Here is an 18,822-nt window from a genome sequence, read left to right on the forward strand (position 1 = left end):
GGTTCTACTTGAACGACGCTTTGCGGGAGGCGGCGCCGGCGACTGCCGGCATCGCCGCGCGGCGGCGGGCCGCGGGTGCGCGCTTCAGCGGAAACTGCAGCAGCTTCGATGCCGGTTGGGCGGCGGCATCGCGCTCGGCTCGGTAGCGCCGCCTCACGAGATAGACGGGCCGCTGCTTGGACTCGTGATAGATCCGCCCGAGGTATTCGCCGATCACGCCGATGCCGATCAGCTGGATGCCGCCGACGAACAGCACGACGGAAATCAGCGACGGGTAGCCGTGCACCGGATTGCCGTACAGCAGCGTGCGTACCACGATGAAGGCGCCATACGCGAGCGACAGCATCGCGAACGTGAGACCGACGTAGGTCCACACGCGCAGCGGCACGGTGCTGAAGCTCGTGATGCCCTCGAGCGCGAAGTTCCAGCGTCGCCATCCGGAGAACTTCGAGCGGCCGCCGCTGCGCGGCGCACGCGTGTATTCGACGATCGCGGTGCGAAAGCCGACCCACGCGAACAGCCCCTTCATGAACCGGCGCCGCTCCGGCAGCGCGCGCAGCGCTTCGACGACCTCGCGATCCATCAGGCGGAAATCGCCGACGTTTTCCGGCATTTCGACTTCGGACAGCGCGTTGTGCACGCGATAGTAGAGCGCCGCCGCCGCGCGCTGCAGGTACGGGTCGCACATCCGGTCGGTGCGTTTCGCGGCGACGACCTCGGCGCCGGCGCGCCAGTGTTCGATCATCGCGGGAATCAGGGCGGGAGGGTCCTGCAGGTCGGCGTCGATCAGGATCACCGCGGCGCCGGCGGCCTCGTCGAGGCCCGCGGTGAGCGCCGCTTCCTTGCCGAAGCGGCGTGTGAGATCCACGACGTGTACGCGCGCGTCGCGGGCGGCGATCGCGAGCAGCCGGTCGAGCGTGCGATCGCGGCTGCCGTCGTTGATGCAGACGATCTCGAAGCGGACCCCGGCGACCGACTCGAGAACGGGCAGCGTTTCGGCAAAGAACGCGTCGATCGTGTCTTCTTCGTCATGAAACGGCACGACGAGCGATATCAGCGGCTTCCTGGCGTGCGTGGACATGCTGCGGTCTCCCGAGAGATCCGGCCTGCGCTGCACCGTATGGTTCCGGTTGTCGTCCGCCGAACGGGCCCGGCCCGGTTCGGCGTGAATGCGGTTCCGGGGTGCGTGCCCACCGCCGCCCGGACGATACGTGTTGCGTTCATTGTACGCAGGAATCGCCGATTCGTAACACGTATCGGCGGTTTTGCACGACGGGCGGCTTGCGGGGGGCAAACACCGGCCGGCGGTTGTCGGCGAACCGCGTGTAGCGGCGCCAGGATGGCGTTTTCGATGCCGAGGGCGGGCGCGATGCAAGTCCGGGAACTGGCCGGTGTGCCGGTGTCGTGCGCGCCGTCGTCGTCGTGGGCGGACGAAGCTGAACGTTCAACCAGTCGGGCCCGACGCTGGCGGTCGCCGCGATGCGTACGCTGGTCGCGTCGACGTTCGGCGACGACGTGCCGGATCTCGACATGGCGAAGGCGCGCTGAGCGCCCGCGCAGGCGACGACGCGCAGCGGATGACGCCCAGCCGGTTACGCAGCCGACAGGTTGCGCACCGCGATCGACGCGACGTCGACGCGCTTCGGCAGGATCGCGTCCGCGGCCGCGCGATCGGCGACGCGCTGCAGCACGTCGATGTCCGCGCCGGTGACGCCGCGCTGCGCGAGCGCCGCCCGGCGCGCGATGTCGGTGGCCGCCTCGCGCGGCAGGCGCGTGAGCGATGCATAGACGCTCGCGTAATCGGCCGGATGCGCGAGCGCCCACTGGCCGGCTCGGGTGAGCCGCGCGAGCACGTCCGACAGCGCCGCGCGCTTCGCGCGATCGTCGAGCGTGTCGACCGGCGACGTGAGGAACGCGAGCCCGGAATTGATCCCGCTGCCGTCGCGCACGATGCGCGCACCGCGCCGGACCACGTTGCCGTAGTACGGATCGAAGGTCGCCCAGATACCGATCTGCCTGGCCTCGAACGCGGCGAACGCGTCGACCGGCAGCACGAAGCGCACGTCGACGTCGCCCGGTGCGAGGCCGTGTTCGCGCAGCGCGCCGTAGAGCTGGTATTGCGAGATGCTGCCGCGTGCCGACGACACGACGACCGTGCGCCCCTTCAGGTCGGCGACGGTGCGCACCGGCGAATCGGGCTGCACGACGATGCCGAGCGACGTCGGCGAGCCGACGCGCGTGGCCACGATCCGCAGCGCCGGATCGCCGAGCGCGGCCGTCAACACCGGCAGGTCGCCGGCCGGCGCGAGGTCGATCGCACCCGCGCGCTGTGCTTCGAACAGCGGCGCGGCGCCCTGGAAATTCGCCCAGCGAAACCGGTACGACACGCCGTCGAGCACGCGCGCGGCTTCGGCCAGCGCGCGCAGGCCGCCGGCCTGGTCGCCGAGCACCAGCGTCACGTTGGACAGGTCGGGGCCGGCCGCGCGGACGGGCCGTGCGGCGGCGCCGGCAAGCGGTGCGGCGGCCAGGGCGGCCACGCGCAGCAGTGTGCGGCGGCGGGCCGGGGCGGGGGGCGAAGTCATCGGCGGCAGGTCCTCGGTGATCCGCGCGAGAGGCCGCGCGGCTGCCGGGCAGATTACGGAATCGGTTTCGCGCCGGCAAACATCGAATCGCGAAATGCTTATTCGCGCGTCCGTTATCGGCGGGACGGGCGCTAGCCCGCGGCAGGGACGGCGCGCAGGAACGCGCGTACCGCGGGCGCCTTCTCGAAGCGCCGGTACGCGAGCGCGAGCTCGGACATGATCGGCTTGCCGGCGATCGGCCGGTACACGACGCCCGGCAACGACACGCAGTCGGCGAGCGCGTCCGGGATCACGGCAACCCAGCCGTTCACCGATACGCACGCGAGCACCGCGAGCAACCCGCCCGGCCGCGCGGCGATCACCGGCGCGAAGCGGCCGCGGCGCGCGACTTCGAGCGTGCCGTGCTCCTGTTCCGGCACCGCGAAGCGCGCGTCGGCGAGATCGGCGGCACGCACGGCGGTCATCGCCGCGTAGCGCGAATCGGCCGGCACCGCCGCGACGAATACGTCGCGCTGCAGCGTGACGATCCGCAGCCCGCCCGGCAGCGGCAACGGCGGGCGCACGTACGCGAGGTCGAGCCGGCCCGCGTCGAGTTGTTTCGCGACGTCGTCCATCGGTACCTCGCGCAGGTTCAGCTCGATGCGCGGATGCGCGGCGCGGAACGCGCCGACCGTGCGCTGCAGCGTGCCCGAATAGACGGCCGACGACACATAGCCGATCTCGATCCGGCCGAGTTCGCCGCGCTCGGCGAGCGTCGCGAGTTCGCGGCCGCGCTGCAGATGCTCGACCGCCGCGCGCGCCTCGGCGAGAAACGCAACGCCTGCCGCCGTCAGCGAAACCTCCCGGCGCGAGCGCTGGAACAGCCGCACGCCGAGCAGCCGCTCGGCTTCCTGGATCTGCCGCGTGAGCGCGGGCGGCGCCATGTCGAGCGCGTCGGCCGCGCGCGCGAAATGCAGGTGCTGCGCAACGCTCAGGAACGCGCGCACGTGACGGAATTCGAGCGGATTCATGATTGCAATTTTCGTTAATGAAACTGCATCGGTATGTCAATGACGGGTAATACCGGGCAAGCCTAGCATACGGCTCGTTCCTCTCGTTCCGGAGCCGTCGATGTCCCAGTCTTCTCCCGCCCCGCGCTCAGGCGCGCCTGCCGCCGCGCGCACGGGCACCCGCCTGCCGGCCGCCGCGACGCTCGCGGTCGCGGCGGCGACGTGCTCGCTGATCGTGCTCGACACGAACGTCGTCGCCGTGTCGCTGCCGAGCATCGCGCGCAGCTTCCATGCGAGCTTCGCCGAGATCGAATGGGTCGTGAGCGCCTACATGACCGCGTTCGCCGCATGCCTGCTGCCGGCCGGCGGGCTGGCGGACCGCTTCGGGCGCAAACGCATGCTCGGCGCGGGGCTCGCGCTCTTTTCGCTCGCGTCGCTCGGGTGCGGGATCGCGCCGTCGGCCGGCTGGCTGATCGCCGCGCGCGCGGCAAAGGGCGGCGGGGCCGCGCTGTTGCTGACGGCCGCGCTCGCGGTGATCGCGAACCGCTTTCCGGACGGACGCGAACGCGCGCGTGCGTGGGCGATCTGGGGGATGTGCATGGGGATCGCGACGGCCGTCGCGCCGCTGGTCGGCGGCGCGATCACGCAGTGGATCGGCTGGCGCTGGGTGTTCCTGCTGAACCTGCCGGTGTGCGCGCTGCTCGCGGCCGGCGCGCGCGTCGCGATCGACGAGTCGCGCGATCCGCACGCGAAACGGGTGGATGCCGCCGGCAGCCTGCTGTTCGGCGCGGCGCTCGCCTGCGCGATCGCGGCGCTGATCGGCGCGCCGTCGCATGGCTGGCTGTCGACCGCGACGCTCGGCCGGTTCGCGCTGGCCGCCGCGCTGCTGGCCGCGTTCATCGGCGCGGAGCGCTGGCAGGCGCGGCCCATGATCGATCTGGCGTTGTTCCGCCAGCCGCGCTTCGTCGGCGCCGTGCTCGCGATGTTCGGCTATGCGGCGTGCGCGCAGGTGATGATGACGTTCCTGCCGCTGTACCTGCAGAACGCATTCGGGATGTCCGCGATCGACGCGGGGCTCGGGATGCTGCCGTTCGCGTTCGCGATGATCGCAGGGCCCTCGCTCGGCGGCCTGCTCGCCGCGCGCGTATCGTCCGGCGGCGTGCTGGCGGGCGGGCTCGCACTGATCGGCGCGGGCAATCTCGCGACCGCGGCGCTGACGGCCGGCGGCGACTACCGGCTCGTCGCGCTCGGCATGTTCGTGACCGGCTGCGGCGCGGGCATCATGAACGGCGACACGCAGAAGGCGATCATGGCGTGCGTGCCGCCGAGCCGGACCGGGATGGCGTCGGGCATCAGCACGACCACGCGCTTCTCGGCGATCGTGACGGCCGTCGGCGTGCTCGGCGCGGTGCTGGCCGCCAGCACGCACGCGCACCTCGACCGGCTGCTGTCCGCCGCCCCGGGCATGCGCGCGTTCGTCGACGCGCCGTTCATGTCGAGCCTGCTGGCCGGCGATCTCGCGCAGGCGCTCGCGCACGTGCCGCCGTCGGCCGCGCGCACGCTTGCCGATGCGGCACCCGCGGCCTTCGCGAGCGGATTCGCCGTGGCGCTGACGGTCAGCGGCGTACTCGCGCTCGCCGTCGCCGTCGTTGCGTACAGGTTGCTTGCGCAACCGATGCGCGACGCGTGATGCGTGCGGCGGGCGTTCATGCCGCACTCGTTGCGCGCGACGATACGGAGCCGCCAGGCTTGCGCGTTGCGGTTTCACGCAGCGTGTTCAGGATGTCGTCGGCGATCGATTCGGCGCGACTTCGATTCAGCGCGACTTCGTCGTGACGCGATGAACGCGCGCCGCGCGCGCGACACGCGGCCGTTGCGATGCACCGCAATGCGTCGCCTGCCGGCGGCGCGTGCGTCGGGTCGGTTCCGGCAGGGCGTCGGCGATCGGCACATTCGCTTGCGCATCCGCATTCGCGGCAACCGCCGCGACGGCCGGCTGCGTGGCCTCCGCATCGAGCCAGCCGCGCGTCGCCTCCGCGATCAGCCCGCGCAGCCAGCGCACACCGTCGACGCAGGCGCCCGACTCGTTCCACGTCATCCGGTACACGATCTCGGGCGGCTCGGCCGGCAGCGCCACCGCGCCGAGCGGCAGCAGCTTCGCGTAGTGGCGCGCGAGCCGGTACGTGGTGGTGAGGATCAGGTCGGAGCGCACGAGCGCATGCGCGGCGAGTTCGAAGTGCGGCAGCGTGACGACGATCCGCCGCTGCAGGCCGACGCGTTCGAGCTGCCGGTCGATCGCGCCGGACGCTTCGAGCCACGACGGTGTCGGGCACAGCTGCGCGGCGCGCGCGAATTCGGCGGCCGTCATCGCGCCGCGCCGTGCGAGCGGATGCGTGGCGCGCATCAGGCACACGACGCGATCGTCGAACAGGTCGTCCTGCCGGAACCGCGACAGGCGGGCAGGGCGGTTGTCGATCACGACGTCGAGCTCGCCGTCGGCGAGCGCGCGTTCGTCGTCGTAGCCGTCGCCGAGCGGATGGAACACGAGTTGCGCGTTCGGCGCGCGTTCGCGGAACAACGCGACGAGCTTCGGCACGAACAGCACGTTCAGGTAGTCGGGGCAGCCGATCCGGTAGGTGCGCACCGACGTGCGCGCGTCGAAGGTCGGCTGCTGGATGCGGATGAAGTCGATCACGCGCAGCGCGTTGCGCAGCGGCTCGATCAGCCGCGCGCCGAACTCGGTCGGCACCATGCCGTAGCGGCTGCGCACGAGCAGCGGATCGCCGAGCAGCGTCCGCAGCCGCTTGAGCGCGGCGCTCGTCGCCGGTTGCGACATGTTCAGCCGCACGGCCGCGCGCGACACGGTGCGCTCGGTGAGCAGCACGAGCAGGATGCGCATCAGGCGCGCGTCCAGACCGTCGAGCGCACTCCTTGCGTCGGACGCATCGAGGGACAGGCCGTTCGGCGCCGGTGCGTCCCGCATGTCGCTACGCGTTCCCGCGGCCCGTCATTTGACGAAGGTGCCCGGCCAGCCGACGATCCGCTTCGGGCGCGGCGGCGCATAGGTGCGGACCTTCGACGTCTTCAGCTTCAGGCGCACCAGCGATTCCGCGAGCGCGACCGCGGCCGACACGCCGTCGACGACGGGCACGCCCGTGCATTCCTCGATCTGCCGGTCGAGGCCGGCCATTCCGCCGCAGCCGAGGCAGATCACTTCCGCGTGATCGTCCTTCACCGCGCGCGCAGCCTGGTCGACGATCGACTCGATCGCGCGGGCCGGGTTCTCCTCGAGCTCGAGCACCGCGAGACCGCTCGCGCGCACCGACGCGCAGCGCGCGTCGAGCCCGGCGAGCTTCAGGCGATCCTCGATCAGCGGCACCGTGCGGTCGAGCGTCGTGACGACCGAGTAGCGGTGGCCGAGCAGCATCGCGACGCTCGCGGCCGCTTCGGTGATGTCGACGACCGGCACCGTCAGCAATTCCTGCAGCCCTTCGCGGCCGTGTTCGCCGTAGCCGGCCTGGATCACCGCGTCGTACGGCTCGTCGTAGCTCAGCACGCGGTCCATCACGGCGATCGCCGCGAGGTAGCTCTCGAAGTTGCCTTCGACCGATTCCGCGCCGAAGCGCGGCGTCAGCCCGACGATCTCGGTGCCCGGCGACGCGGCGGCCCGCGCCTGCGCTGCGATGGCGTCGGTGATCGACGCGGTCGTGTTGACGTTGACTACCAGGATTCTCATCGGTGCACTCCGTATGCTGCGTTCAGTGTCGGGCGCAGGCGACCGCGATGGGTTCGCCCGAGCGCTCGTCGTATTGCCGTTTGCGATCGGCCGTCAGCCAGTACACGCTGCCCGCGATGGCCGCGCCGAGCAGCCAGGAGAACGGCGTCATCGCGCTGAAGGCCGGCACGACGGCGAGCGCGATCGAGATCAGCGCGGACGGCACGAGCGCCGCGAGCGCCTTGCGGTTCACGCCGCGCGTATAGAAATACGCGCCGCTCGGCGCTTCGGTATAAAGGTCCGGCACGTTCACGCGCTGCTTGCGCACGAGCCAGTAGTCGACCGTGACGATCCCGTACAGCGGGCCGAGCAGCGCGCCGAGGCCGGACAGGAAGTAGACGATCACGATCGGGCTGTTGTACAGGTTCCACGGCAGGATCAGCACCGCGACCGTCGCGCTGATCAGGCCCGCGCGGCGGAACGTCAGGCGGTGCGGCGCGAGGCTCGTCAGCACGAAGGCCGGCGCGACGAAATTCGCCATGATGTTCACCGCGACCGTCACGATCAGGAATGCGAGGCAACCGAGCACGAGGAACAGCTTGTTCGGCACCGTCGCGATGATTTCCGTCGGGCTGTGGATGATCTGGCCGTTCAGCCTGAACTGCGCGCCCGCGAGCACGAAGCTGATCGTCGCGAACACCAGGATGTTCACCGGTAGGCCCCAGAAGTTGCCGACCCGCACCGTCTTCGCGCTCGGCGACGCGCGCGCGAAATCGCAGAAGTTGAGCACCAGCGTGCCGTAGATCGCGAGCCACAGCGCGCCGCCCGCGAACACCTCGGTCCACATCTTCAGGCCGGTCATCGGCTTGCCGATCGACATCGCGAGATGGCCGCCGGTGCGGCTGAACATCCACGCGGCGAGCGACAGCGTCGTGACGAGGATGATCGGGCCGGCGAGCCCTTCGTACTTGCGGACCATCTCCATCCCGTAGGTGAGGATGCCGATCTGCACCAGCCAGATCGCGACGAACGTGACCCAGCCGAGCGTCGACAGCCCGCAGATCGCGTTCTGGTCGAACGCGGCGAGGCCCGGCCAGATCGCGGTGAGCAGCACGCGCAGCACGACCGACGCGAGATAGGTCTGGATTCCGAACCATGCGATCGCGATCACCGCGCGGATCATCGCGGGCAACAGCGCGCCGTAGATGCCGAAGCTCATCCGGCTGATCACCGGGAAAGGCACGCCGGTCTTCTGGCCCATGTAGCCGGTGAGGTTCATGAAGCCGTACACCAGCACCGCGCCGATCGCGAGCGACACGAGCATCTGCCAGCCCGACAGGCCGAGCGCGAACAGCCCGATCGCGAACGAGTAGTTCGCGATGTTGTGCACGTCGTTGGTCCACAGCGCGAAGATGCTGTAGCGGCCCCAGGTGCGGCCCTCCGCCTTGGTCGGCGCGAGGTCGGGGTTGTGCAGCCGCGGGCTCAGCGCGGGGTCGCGCGCGGCGGTATCGGTTCGATTCGATGCGTCGTGCGCGCCGAGCACGATGCCCGCGCGGTGGGTGGCTTCCAGTTGCACGCTCGTCTCCTTCCATGTGGGGCGCGAACTGGCCGCGTGTGCACGCAGCGCAGGCCCGGCCGCCGTGGACGTGATGTCTCGGATTTGTTCGCGAGTATGGGTGGCCGTCGCGGCGATGGGAAATTAAATATTCGGCTGGGGGGCATTTGAAAAATGAATGGGGCTGGGTCGCCGGCGGGGACGATGGAGGAGATGGACGGCACGCGCATTGCTCGCCACAGGTCTCCATCCAGTCGACATCAGCGGAGGTGTCATGCAGCGATATTCCATTCGTCACGTATCGCGGGTCGTCTTCGCCGGCATCCTGATTGCCGGCCTGGCGGTGGGTGCGGGTTGCCAGAAGAAGAGCGAGAGCGACACCACTACCGGCGGGAGCTCAACCGGCTCCACCAGCAGCATGGCGCCGGCGCCGTCCACCGCGCCGTCGGGCATGCCGGGCAGCGGCACGGCCGGCAGCGGCATGACCGGCGGCCCGGCGAGCATGCCGGGCGCGGCTTCCGCGCCCGCGGGCGCAAGCGGCGGCTGACCGTCGGCGCGGGCGGCATGCGCGGGCCCGTCGCCCGCGTGCCGCCGGGGCGGCTGTCGGCGTGGCACGCGTGTCGCAGGGCACGCGTGGGCGACGCCGTGCGCGTGAAAGATTTGCAACGACCGTTGTAGCGATTCCCGGACCGGCGCCGGCTGCATCCCGCCGACGCGCGCCGTCCGGAACAGGAGGTGCGATGCACAACGCGGAATCGAACCCAACCCCGAAACAGCAGCGCGAACAGATCGCGAAGAGCCCGGTGCAGACGCCGGCGGCCGGCGACATGCCCGATGCGGCGACCCAGGCCGCCGAGGTCGCCGAAGCCGCCGAGGTCGCGAAGCGGCCGCTGACGCCCGAGGCCGTCGCGGCGAAGACGCCGACCGGCCTGCCGCCGATCGACGTCGGCGCGCATGCGGTCGACAGCGGCGATCCGGTGCGTCGCGCCAGCGGCAGGATCGTCACGCTCGACAACGCGAACATGGCGATGACCGACAACACGGTCGACGTCGACGGCAAGGGCATGGAGGCACGCAGCGGCGCGACCGAGTGGCACGACAACGTGATCTATTCGAATGCGTCGCTCGACGACGCGGTCGAGACGCCCGACGAAGGGCTCGGCGGCATCGAGAGCCGGCCGGGCGGCAACGTGCCGCAAATTGGGACGCGGCCGGGCTGGCGCGTCCGGCATGTCGGCGATGTCGATGTCGAGCACGGCGACGGCACGCGGGTCGAGCACGTGATCCGTCTCGAGCGGACCGACTGAGGACCTGTCGAGGGCTGCCGGGCGGACCGCCGGCCGGCGGTCCGCCGAAGCCGTTATCCGTTATTGCGGGCCGAGTTCCTGCGCGGACGTGTCCGCATCGTTGCCCTGCGCGACCAGCACGTGAATGTCGTTCGGCGTCACGTCGCCGATGCCGCCCGCCGGAATCGTCACCAGCAGCCAGTCGGCGTTGTTGTTGATCGCGACCGGCGCGGTCTTCAGGATCGGCGCCTTGCTGCCGGCCGTCGTGACGATCACCTGGTAGGTTCCGCCGTTCAGGTAGATGGAATCCTGTGTGGATGCCGGCACGGCGTTCTGATACGCGGCGCCCGCCAGCGTCGGGCTTTGCGTGTTGATGTCGGTGCCCGGCGGCACGACGTACACGTCGACGTTCTGCGTGTTCGGCGACGCGTTGAAGCTGCGCACGCGCGCCTTGTCGGACAGCAGCTTCTTGTCGAACGGATCGTCGATCAGCGAAATCGCCGACGAGGTGCTCGGCAACGCGATGGTCGTGTAGTGATGACCGTTCGCCGCGCCGAACGATTGCGACGCGACGGTCTTGGTCGTTCCCGATACGTCGTAGCTGGCGGTCTGCGTGCCCGAATCGATGTCGTGATAACGGGTCACGCCCTTGTACGCGACACCCGGCGCATCCAGCTTCGCATTCAGGTAGTAGTCGAGATTCGGGCCGGCCGGCACCGCATTGATGAAACGCGCCTGCGGCTTCGAGATGCCGAGCACGGTGCCGACGTCGTTGCTGTCTCCGCCGCATGCCGTGAGCACGGAAATGACCGAGCACAGGGCCACTATCATTCGTATGGATTTCATGTCGTCCTCTCGTTCAGGGGAACCTGATTGCGATGCGGGATCGCCGCACGAGGACTCGCGCGGTGCGCAGCGCCGGATTGAAGGAAGGATTGCCGTCCGCCCGAGGGGCGGGCGCGTTGATATCGCAAACGACGTGCCTGCACGGCGGGACACGCGTACGCGCCGGTGTGGCGCGAAGCTGCGCGGGGAGGCAGTGGCATGCCGTGCGCGAACGCGCGCGCGGGGTGACGTGTTTGTAAAAAGGCAGTGCGGCAAGTCGCGAGGCGACCTGTGCGCGAGTGCGATGCCCAGGAAAGCTGTTCAAGCCGTCAGCCGGGGGGCGCTGCGACGAATGCGGAAGGGCGAGAGGGGGCTTGCGCGCATATCGTTGGGCACGCATCGATACGCGGAGAGTCGTGCGAATTGTACGAATCGCGCGCGACGACCTCGGGTCGCCGCGCGCATGGAGCGCATCAGCGGTTCACGAGCTTTGCAGGATACGCGAGTGCGAGCGCGCATCCGACCAGCATGCATGCGGCGAAGCCGTACAGCCCCGCGCTTTGCGAATGGAACGTATCGCGCAGCCAGCCGATGAAGTAGGTGCTGCCGAAGCCGCCGAGGTTCGCGATCGAGCACGCGAACGCGATCCCGCCGGCGGCGGCCGAGCCCTTCAGGAACGTGGACGGCAGCGCCCAGACGACCGGCATCGCGGCGGCCGCGCCCGCGTTGATCAGCGAGAACAGCAGCACGGTCGCGAGCGTGCCGTGCGACGACGCGGCGGCAAATGCGAGCGCGACGGCCGACACCAGGAACGGTACGACGATATGCCAGCGGCGCTCGCGCGCGCGGTCGGAGCTCGCGCCGCAATACAGCGTCGCGAGCACGGCCGCGGCATTCGGGATCACCATCAGCCAGCCGATGTGATACGCGTCCTTCACGCCGGTGTCGCGCAGGATCGTCGGCAGCCAGAAGCTCACCGCATACAGCCCGAGCAGCACGCACAGGTCGATGAGGCCGAGTGCCCACACCTTCGGATCGGAGAACGCGCGGCCGAGCGCGTGGCTCTTGTTGCCGGACGGATCGGCATCGAGGTTCGCGCGCAGCGTGCGTTGCTCGTCCGCGTTCAGCCAGCGCGCGGTCTCGATGCTGTTGGGCAGCCAGCGCAGCACCGCGAAGCCAAGCAGCACCGACGGCAATGCCTCGAGCAGGAACAGCCACTGCCAGCCGCCGAGCCCGTGCACGCCGTCGAACGCACGCATGATCCAGCCGGAGATCGGGCTGCCGATCATGCTCGACAGCGGCAGCCCGACCATGAACAGCGCGACGATCCGTGCGCGGCGCGCATCGGGATACCACTGGGTCAGGTACAGCAGCACGCCGGGCAGGAAGCCGGCTTCGGCGGCGCCGAGCAGGAAGCGCACGATGTAGAACTGCATCGGCGTATGCACGAACATCGTCGCGCCCGACAGCAGGCCCCACGTGATCATGATCCGTGCGATCCACAGCTTCGCGCCGACGCGCTGCAGCACCAGATTGCTCGGGACTTCGAACAGGATGTAGCCGGCGAAGAACAGGCCGGCGCCGAGCCCGTACACGGTGTCGCTGAACTTCAGCGCGTCGAGCATCTGCAGCTTTGCGAGCCCGATGTTGATGCGGTCGAGATAGGCCGCGAAATAGCACAGGCAGAACAGCGTGATCAGGCGCAGCGTGACCTTGCGGTAGAGCGCGCCGTGCAGCGTGTCGTCGGCGGAGACGGCGGCGCTCGGATGTGCGGTAGACATGGGATTGCCCCTGTTCGAATGTGACGGATGAAGTGGGTGGCCGTTCGACGCGAGCGAAGGTTCGCCGCGCGCTGGAGTCTGTATAGCACGCCAATTACATAGCGTACACACTAGAAAATACGGAATCGCACAGGCATGGAAATGAACGCCTCGGGATAGATCGATAAGCCGGATAAGCCCCAATTTTTTCGGGGATTTATACGGGAATATGCACATGCCAGCATGGTTTTTGCCCGGCCTATGGTATGCACGAAATTCGTGCGTATACGCTCAAAAGTGGAGTGTGTGCACGCCAGTGCTTCGGCGATGCGAGCGAGCGCGTCCGGCGCCCCGCCGGATCGCGCGAGCCGCGGGCGTTGCAGCGGCGATGTCCGCGAGCAGGCCGACATAGTCGGGCGCTTGTCGGGCGCGACGCGGGCAAGGCGCGTCGAACCCTGACGCACCGCAACGAAGCAGCGGCCGCGTGACCGGATGCACCGATTCGAGGGTGTACACTGCTTGCCTTTCCCATTCATGCCGCGCGAGCTTTCATCTTCATGGCGTCTTCCAAGGATTCCTACGACTTTCACGACCAGGTCGGGCACCTGCTGCGCCGTGCCTATCAGCGGCACGTCGCGATTTTCCAGGAAGCGATCCCCGATTCGGACCTGACCGCCGCGCAGTTCGTCGCGCTGTGCGCGGTCAAGGAAAAGCAGGCGTGTTCGCTGAACGACATCGTGAAGGCGACCGCGATCGACCAGGCGACGATTCGTGGCGTCGTCGAGCGGTTGAAGACGCGCGCGCTGATCGAGGTGCTGCCCGACCCGAACGACGGCCGCAAGCTGATCGTGCGCGCGACCGCGGCGGGCCTCGCGCTGATCGACCGCACGGTGCCGTTCGCGCGGCAGGTGACCGAGCGCACGTACGGGCCGCTCAATCCGGGCGAGCGCGTCGCATTGCAGTATCTGCTGCGCAAGATGATGGAGGCCGACGGCGACGCGTGACGCGCGGCGCCGTCCGGCCCTCAATGCAAACCCACCTCATGCGGCGCTTGCGGCGACACTCGCTTCGGTAGCCGGAAGCCGGCCGGCCTCGCGCAGCGCGGCGCGCACCGTCTCGGGCGTGAACGGCGGCGCGTAGAGGCGCACGCCGGTCGCATCGAACAGCGCATTCGCGACGGCGGCGGGCCCCGGCACCGACGCCGATTCGCCCGCGCCGAGCGGCGGCTCGCCTTGCCGCGGCATCAGCACCACGTCGACGTCCGGCACTTCGTCGAACGTCAGGATCGGATAGCTCGCCCATTCGCGCGACGCGACCTTGCCGTCGGCAAACCGCACGCGCTCCTTCAGCGTGCGGCTCAATACCTGGATCACGTTGCCGTGGATCTGGTGGCGCACGCCGTCGGGGTTGATCATCGTGCCGGTGTCCTGGCCGACCGTCACGCGTTCGATGCGGATCTCGCCCGACACGCGATCGACGCTCAGGTCGACGATCCATGCGGACCAGGCCGCGCCGAAACCGGGAAAGCGGCTGTGGACATAGCGTGCGTAGGCGACGCCGCGTCCGCGGACGATGCGCGCTGCTGCCGCTTCATTTCCGCGATCCACGCGCCGCGGCGTCCAGCCCGCGCGATCGGCGACGGCCTGCAGCAGTTCGGTCGCGCGCGTGTCCTTTAGATGGCGCAGCCGGAACGCGAGCGGATCGATGCCGGCCAGCGCCGCGCATTCGTCGACGAACGCATCGTGCGCGAACGAGTTCGGCAATGCCGACACGCCGCGCAGCCACGAGGCGCGCACGAGCGGCGCGAGATCCTCGCAGACGAAGCGGCGGTTCGGGCTTTCATACGGCGACACGGCGGTGCGGTCGCCCATTTCGAACACGCGCGGTTCGGGCGCGATCGCGCCGGTCAGGAGCGTCGCGAGCAGCGGCGCGTCGTTCGACGGATAGCGCGTCGTGAAGTCGTAGCCGAGCAGGCGGCCGTCGCGCGTCACGGTGCCCGTCACCTGCATCAGCTGCCCGGCGCCCTTCGGTTCCCACAGATGCTCGTCCGCGCGCGACAGCTGCACGCGCACCGGGCGGCCGACCGCGCGCGACAGCAGCAGCGCGTCGCCGCAGACGTCGTCCGCGCCGTTGCGGCCGTAGCAGCCGGCCGCTTCCATCCGCACGATGTCGATATCGGCTTCGTCGCGCGCCACGAGCGTCGCGAGGTCGTAGCGCAGCGATACGGGGTTCTGGGTGCCGGACCATACGGTGATCCGGCCGTCGCCGGGCGCGCGGTAGTCGGCGAGCGCGCACGACGGGCCGATCGAGCCGTGCATCTGGAACGGCCACGCATAGGTGCGCGACAGCGTGATCGTGCCGGGTTGCGCGCGTGCGGCGTCGACGTCGCCTTCGTCGAGCAGCAACCGGCGTTGCGCGGGCGCGGCGGCGATCGCGGCCGCGGGCGTGTCGAGCGGCGGCAGCGCGGGATGCGGGCGCCACGTGACGCGCAACTGACGTGCCGCGCGGATCGCGTGCTCCTCGCGCTCGGCGACGACGCCGACGAAGTCGCCGAGCGCGACGACCGCCACGAGCCCGGGCACGTCGGCGACCGACGCGCGATCGACGTCGACCAGCGACGTGCCGACGAACGCGCCGCTGTCGTGGCCCGCATACGGCGGGCGCACGACGCGGCCGTGCAGCATGCCCGGCACGCGCATGTCGTGCACGAACGTGAGCTGGCCGGTGGCTTTCGCGGGCAGGTCGACGCGCGGCGACGACCGGCCGACGATCCGGTAGCGGGCGGGATCCTTCGTGCGGGCGTTCAGGTCGAGCGTGAGCGCGATGTGGCGCGCCGCGACGAGCGCGGCGAACGTTGCGGTGTGTCCGCCGGCCGGCGCGGCGATCGTGCCGTCGTCGATGCTCAGTTGCGCGGGGTCGACACCGAAGCGCTCGGCGGCCAGCGCCAGCAGCGCGTGGCGTGCCTGCGCGGCGGCGCAGCGCAGCGGCGTCGCCGAAATCTGGATCGTCGCGCTCGCGATGGTCGGACCCTGGTTCGGCGTCGCGGCCGTATCGCCGAGCACCATCGTCACGCGCGCGGCCGGTACGTCGAGCTCCTCCGCCACGATCTGCGCGAGCGACGTGCGGATGCCGGTGCCGAGGTCGACGTGGCCGTTGAACGCGAGGATGCGTCCGTCGTCGAGGATCGCGACGAACACCTCGGGTAGCGCCGGCACGTACGACGACAGGCTGCCTGGCTGGCCGGGCGCCGGCTTGGGCGGCGGCGCGGGCGGCCGGATCACGGTCAGGCAGCCGTCGCGCGCAAGCAGTTCGGAGCGGTTCACGGTTCAGGTGTCCTGTCGGGGAGGGCGCGACGGGCGGCCGGTCGCGGCGGCTGCGGTGCGCGGGGCGACGGCCCGAGTGAGCGCGATGGCGCACGCGGTCAATCTAGGCCGCCAAAAGCGCAGCGTCAATCGCGTGCCGGCGCGGGCACGGCTGCCGTTCGTACCACCCGCGCCGCACCGCCCGCGATCGGCGCGGCGGCTCAGCGCGCGTGCACGGCATCGATCGCCGAGATCGCATCGTCGAGCGGCATCACGGCCGCGTATTTCTGCTGCATGTCGAACAGGTTCGCGTCGTGCGGCGCGATTGCGCGATCGCCGACGCAATCGGCGAGCACGAGCGGGCGGAACCCGTGCGACATCGCGTCGACCACGCTCGCGCGCACGCAGCCGCTCGTCACCGCGCCCGCGACGAGCAGCGTCTGCACCGCGCGCTGCGCGAGCCACGGCGCGAGCTGCGTGCCGAAGAACGCCGACGGCACGGTCTTGCGCACGACGAGTTCGCCGGCGGCGGGCGTGAGTTCGGGCACGATCGCGCTGTTCGGATGGTGCTCGGTCAGCGTCGCCATGCCGGGCACCTTCAGCGAGAACACGTTGTCGTCGCTGCCGTCGTCCGCGTACACGATGCGGCTGTGCGCGACCGGCCAGCCGCGTGCGCGCGCGAGCGCGAGCGCCCGCGTCGTGCGCGCGATCGCCGGCGCGATGTTGCCGCCGCCGAACGTCGCGGGATCGGCGAAGCCGACCACGAAGTCGACGATCAGCAGTCCGATGTTGCCGTGCGGCGGCAGCGGCGTGCCGAAACCCTGCTGGCGGTAGACGTTGGCTTCGGCGTGGCGGGAAAGATCGGTCATGGTGTCCGGCACTCGTCGGTCAGGCAGGTTGATCGGTCACGCGGCCTTCGCGCACGACGGTCTCGCCGTCGAGCTCGACCGTGCAGCGGCGCAGCGGGATGTCGATGTGGCAGGTCGTCGTGCGGGTGCCGCCGCCTTCGTTGTTCGGGCCGAGCGAGAACAGGAAGTTGCCTTCGAACGCACGCGCATCCATCCCGATCGTCGCCTCGCGGTCGTACAGGCCGAGCGTCGACCAGCGCGCGCGCGGCTGCAGCCCCCAGCCGATGTGCGAGATCGCATAGCCTTCCGGGTCCGCGAAGGTCTCCATGTAATCGCGCAGCAGGTCGGCATCGACGCCGCCTTCGATGCGCGTCGCGTAGCCGCCTTCGACGGTCAGTGCGATCGGCTCGCTCACGTAATGTTTCTGCGGCAGCAGGATGTCGCCGCGATCGATCACGATCGTGCCGCGCGCGGTGCCGTCGTTCGGGTAAGTCAGCGCGAAGCCGCTCGGCCAGTGATCCCAGCGGCCGGGCGCGTCGACGAAGCCGTATTCGGCGGTCGGCGGGAAATCGCCGAGCGGGCACACGAGCGCCGTGCCGGCCGCGGAGGTTACGCGCATCTCGCGCGCGGCGGCGATTTTCTTCGCGGCGCCGAGCACGCGCGTGCGATCGGCCAGTGTCGGCACCATCCGCACCAGCACTTCGGGCGGCTCGACCGCGAGCAGGATCTTCGTGCCGGATCTCAGGATGTCGTGCTGCTCGGGCGAGAACAGCAGCGTCATCAGGTCGAGCACGAGGTCGCTCTCGCGCAATGCGGCGATCGCGGCGCGGTTGCCGGTGAGCGGCGTCGTGCCGAGATACGCGAGCGGGTCGCGGCTGAACGCCTTCTCGCCGTTCACCGGCGGCAGGTCGAGCCGGTTGACGATCGCGCCCATCGATTGCGTCGCGATCAGCGCGCACGACAGCGTCTGCGGATGAGTGGCCGCGCTCGTCAGGATCGTGACGGTCTGGCCCGGTTCGAGGCGCGACAGCGTGAGCACCTGCTTCCACGCGTCGATCAGTTGATAGTCGCTGACTGGCATCGTCGGCTCCGGTAATGGCGTGAAGGAAAGGAGAGAATCAGGCCGCGAGCGGCGCGCCGAGGAAGTTGCCGAACGCTGCGTAGAAGCCCGCCGCGTTGTCCCACGGGATCATGTGGCCGGCATCGGGCACGCGCACGTGCTGCATCGACGGCGTCGCACGCTGCAGTTCGGCGACGTCGTCGTCGCGCACCACGTCGCCGCGCTCGGCCGTGATCAGCAGCGACGGCACGGCCAGTTGCGCGGCATCCGCGTGGAAGTCGTCGGTGTGGAAGCCTTCGTACGACGTGCGCACCGCGCGCTCGTCGCAGGTATGCAGCCACTCGGCGCGCAGTTGCAGCTCGGCATCGGTCCAGGTCGGGCAGAACGCGCGCATCCCTTCGGCGTCGGTGCCGGCGCGCGCGAGCGCCATCGAGTCGATGTACCACGGCAGCTTGCCCGGATAGTCGCGGCGGTTCGGGCCGGACACCGGCGGATCGACGAGCACGACCGATTCGAGCCCGCGGACGCCGTGCCGTGCCGCGCGCGCGGCGATCCGCGCGCCCATCGAATGGCCGACCAGGCTCGTGCGCGGCAGGCCGAGCGCGGCGACGAACGCCGCGATGTCATCGGCTTGCGCGTCGAGGCCGTAGTCGAGCGACGGCGACGCGTCGGACAGCCCGCGGCCGCGCACGTCGAGCACATAGGTGTCGAATGCTGCGCCGAACACCTCGCCGACGAAGCCCCACGTGATCGCGGGGCTCGTGATGCCGGGAATCAGCACGATCGCGGGGCGCGACTCGCGCGCGCCCGTGGCGCCGCCGTAGCGCAGGTAGTGCTGGCGGATGCCGTTGGCGCGGACGTTCGCGCCGTACAGGAAAGTCGAGGACATGGCGATGCTCC

General features: G+C 70.0%; 16 protein-coding genes and 1 pseudogene. 5 read left to right on the forward strand and 12 right to left on the reverse strand.

Annotation, left to right across the window (positions count from 1 at the left end; all coding sequences use genetic code 11):
• Positions 1-4 precede the first annotated feature (4 nt).
• The gene (locus tag NQV17_RS29305; protein WP_257774944.1) at positions 5-1,081 is read right to left on the reverse strand and encodes a glycosyltransferase family 2 protein; all 1,077 of its coding nucleotides are present in this window, start codon (positions 1,079-1,081) and stop codon (positions 5-7) included.
• A 258-nt stretch (positions 1,082-1,339) separates the two neighbouring features.
• On the opposite strand from NQV17_RS29305, the pseudogene NQV17_RS38115 reads away from it, so the two are divergent.
• Positions 1,340-1,548 (forward strand): annotated as a pseudogene (locus NQV17_RS38115) (hypothetical protein).
• A 44-nt stretch (positions 1,549-1,592) separates the two neighbouring features.
• Here NQV17_RS38115 and NQV17_RS29310 read toward each other — a convergent pair.
• Complete coding sequence (locus NQV17_RS29310) at positions 1,593-2,582, reverse strand: ABC transporter substrate-binding protein (RefSeq protein WP_257774945.1); 990 nt, start codon at positions 2,580-2,582, stop codon at positions 1,593-1,595.
• A 131-nt stretch (positions 2,583-2,713) separates the two neighbouring features.
• Positions 2,714-3,592: a LysR family transcriptional regulator gene (locus tag NQV17_RS29315; RefSeq protein WP_257774946.1), complete on the reverse strand. Its 879-nt coding sequence runs from the start codon at positions 3,590-3,592 to the stop codon at positions 2,714-2,716.
• A gap of 100 nt (positions 3,593-3,692) precedes the next feature.
• Between NQV17_RS29315 and NQV17_RS29320 the strand changes: the two genes are divergently transcribed.
• Complete coding sequence (locus NQV17_RS29320) at positions 3,693-5,261, forward strand: MFS transporter (protein ID WP_257774947.1); 1,569 nt, start codon at positions 3,693-3,695, stop codon at positions 5,259-5,261.
• A 126-nt stretch (positions 5,262-5,387) separates the two neighbouring features.
• Here the strand turns inward: NQV17_RS29320 and NQV17_RS29325 are convergent, their stop codons facing one another.
• The 3 genes from NQV17_RS29325 to NQV17_RS29335 are packed head-to-tail and all read right to left on the reverse strand — an operon-like array spanning position 5,388 to position 8,862.
• The gene (locus NQV17_RS29325; RefSeq protein ID WP_257774948.1) at positions 5,388-6,554 is read right to left on the reverse strand and encodes a LysR family transcriptional regulator; all 1,167 of its coding nucleotides are present in this window, start codon (positions 6,552-6,554) and stop codon (positions 5,388-5,390) included.
• Positions 6,555-6,578: 24 nt separating this feature from the next.
• Positions 6,579-7,307, reverse strand: a complete 729-nt coding sequence (locus NQV17_RS29330) for an aspartate/glutamate racemase family protein (RefSeq protein ID WP_257774949.1) — start codon at positions 7,305-7,307, stop codon at positions 6,579-6,581.
• Between the two features lie 22 nt (positions 7,308-7,329).
• Complete coding sequence (locus tag NQV17_RS29335; RefSeq protein WP_257774950.1) at positions 7,330-8,862, reverse strand: NCS1 family nucleobase:cation symporter-1; 1,533 nt, start codon at positions 8,860-8,862, stop codon at positions 7,330-7,332.
• Positions 8,863-9,115: 253 nt separating this feature from the next.
• Between NQV17_RS29335 and NQV17_RS29340 the strand changes: the two genes are divergently transcribed.
• Both NQV17_RS29340 and NQV17_RS29345 read left to right on the forward strand, forming a co-directional pair.
• Positions 9,116-9,388 (forward strand): hypothetical protein, encoded by a 273-nt coding sequence (locus tag NQV17_RS29340; RefSeq protein WP_124551202.1) that lies wholly within the window; start codon positions 9,116-9,118, stop codon positions 9,386-9,388.
• A 193-nt stretch (positions 9,389-9,581) separates the two neighbouring features.
• A complete protein-coding gene (locus tag NQV17_RS29345; protein WP_257774951.1) occupies positions 9,582-10,148 on the forward strand; it encodes a DUF3005 domain-containing protein in 567 nt (188 codons plus the stop codon).
• A gap of 60 nt (positions 10,149-10,208) precedes the next feature.
• Here NQV17_RS29345 and NQV17_RS29350 read toward each other — a convergent pair whose 3' ends face one another.
• Entirely contained in the window at positions 10,209-10,973 is a 765-nt protein-coding gene (locus tag NQV17_RS29350) for a DUF4397 domain-containing protein (RefSeq protein WP_257774952.1), read from the reverse strand.
• A gap of 452 nt (positions 10,974-11,425) precedes the next feature.
• On the reverse strand, positions 11,426-12,733 hold the full coding sequence (locus NQV17_RS29355) for an MFS transporter (RefSeq protein WP_257774953.1): 1,308 nt from the start codon (positions 12,731-12,733) through the stop codon (positions 11,426-11,428).
• A gap of 536 nt (positions 12,734-13,269) precedes the next feature.
• Here NQV17_RS29355 and NQV17_RS29360 point away from each other — a divergent pair.
• Positions 13,270-13,716: a MarR family winged helix-turn-helix transcriptional regulator gene (locus NQV17_RS29360; RefSeq protein WP_124488416.1), complete on the forward strand. Its 447-nt coding sequence runs from the start codon at positions 13,270-13,272 to the stop codon at positions 13,714-13,716.
• 36 nt (positions 13,717-13,752) lie between these two features.
• Here the strand turns inward: NQV17_RS29360 and NQV17_RS29365 are convergent, their stop codons facing one another.
• From NQV17_RS29365 to NQV17_RS29380, 4 genes are all read right to left on the reverse strand, one after another.
• Entirely contained in the window at positions 13,753-16,035 is a 2,283-nt protein-coding gene (locus tag NQV17_RS29365; protein ID WP_257774954.1) for a molybdopterin cofactor-binding domain-containing protein, read from the reverse strand.
• Between the two features lie 200 nt (positions 16,036-16,235).
• Complete coding sequence (locus tag NQV17_RS29370) at positions 16,236-16,883, reverse strand: isochorismatase family protein (protein ID WP_257774955.1); 648 nt, start codon at positions 16,881-16,883, stop codon at positions 16,236-16,238.
• 19 nt (positions 16,884-16,902) lie between these two features.
• Positions 16,903-17,943 carry a 2,5-dihydroxypyridine 5,6-dioxygenase gene (locus NQV17_RS29375; protein WP_257774956.1) on the reverse strand — a complete coding sequence of 347 codons (1,041 nt, stop codon included), beginning with the start codon at positions 17,941-17,943 and terminating at the stop codon, positions 16,903-16,905.
• 37 nt (positions 17,944-17,980) lie between these two features.
• A complete protein-coding gene (locus tag NQV17_RS29380) occupies positions 17,981-18,811 on the reverse strand; it encodes an alpha/beta fold hydrolase (protein ID WP_257774957.1) in 831 nt (276 codons plus the stop codon).
• Between the last annotated feature and the right edge of the window lie 11 nt (positions 18,812-18,822).

The sequence above is a fragment of the Burkholderia sp. SCN-KJ genome, assembly GCF_024656005.1.
Lineage (GTDB): Bacteria > Pseudomonadota > Gammaproteobacteria > Burkholderiales > Burkholderiaceae > Burkholderia.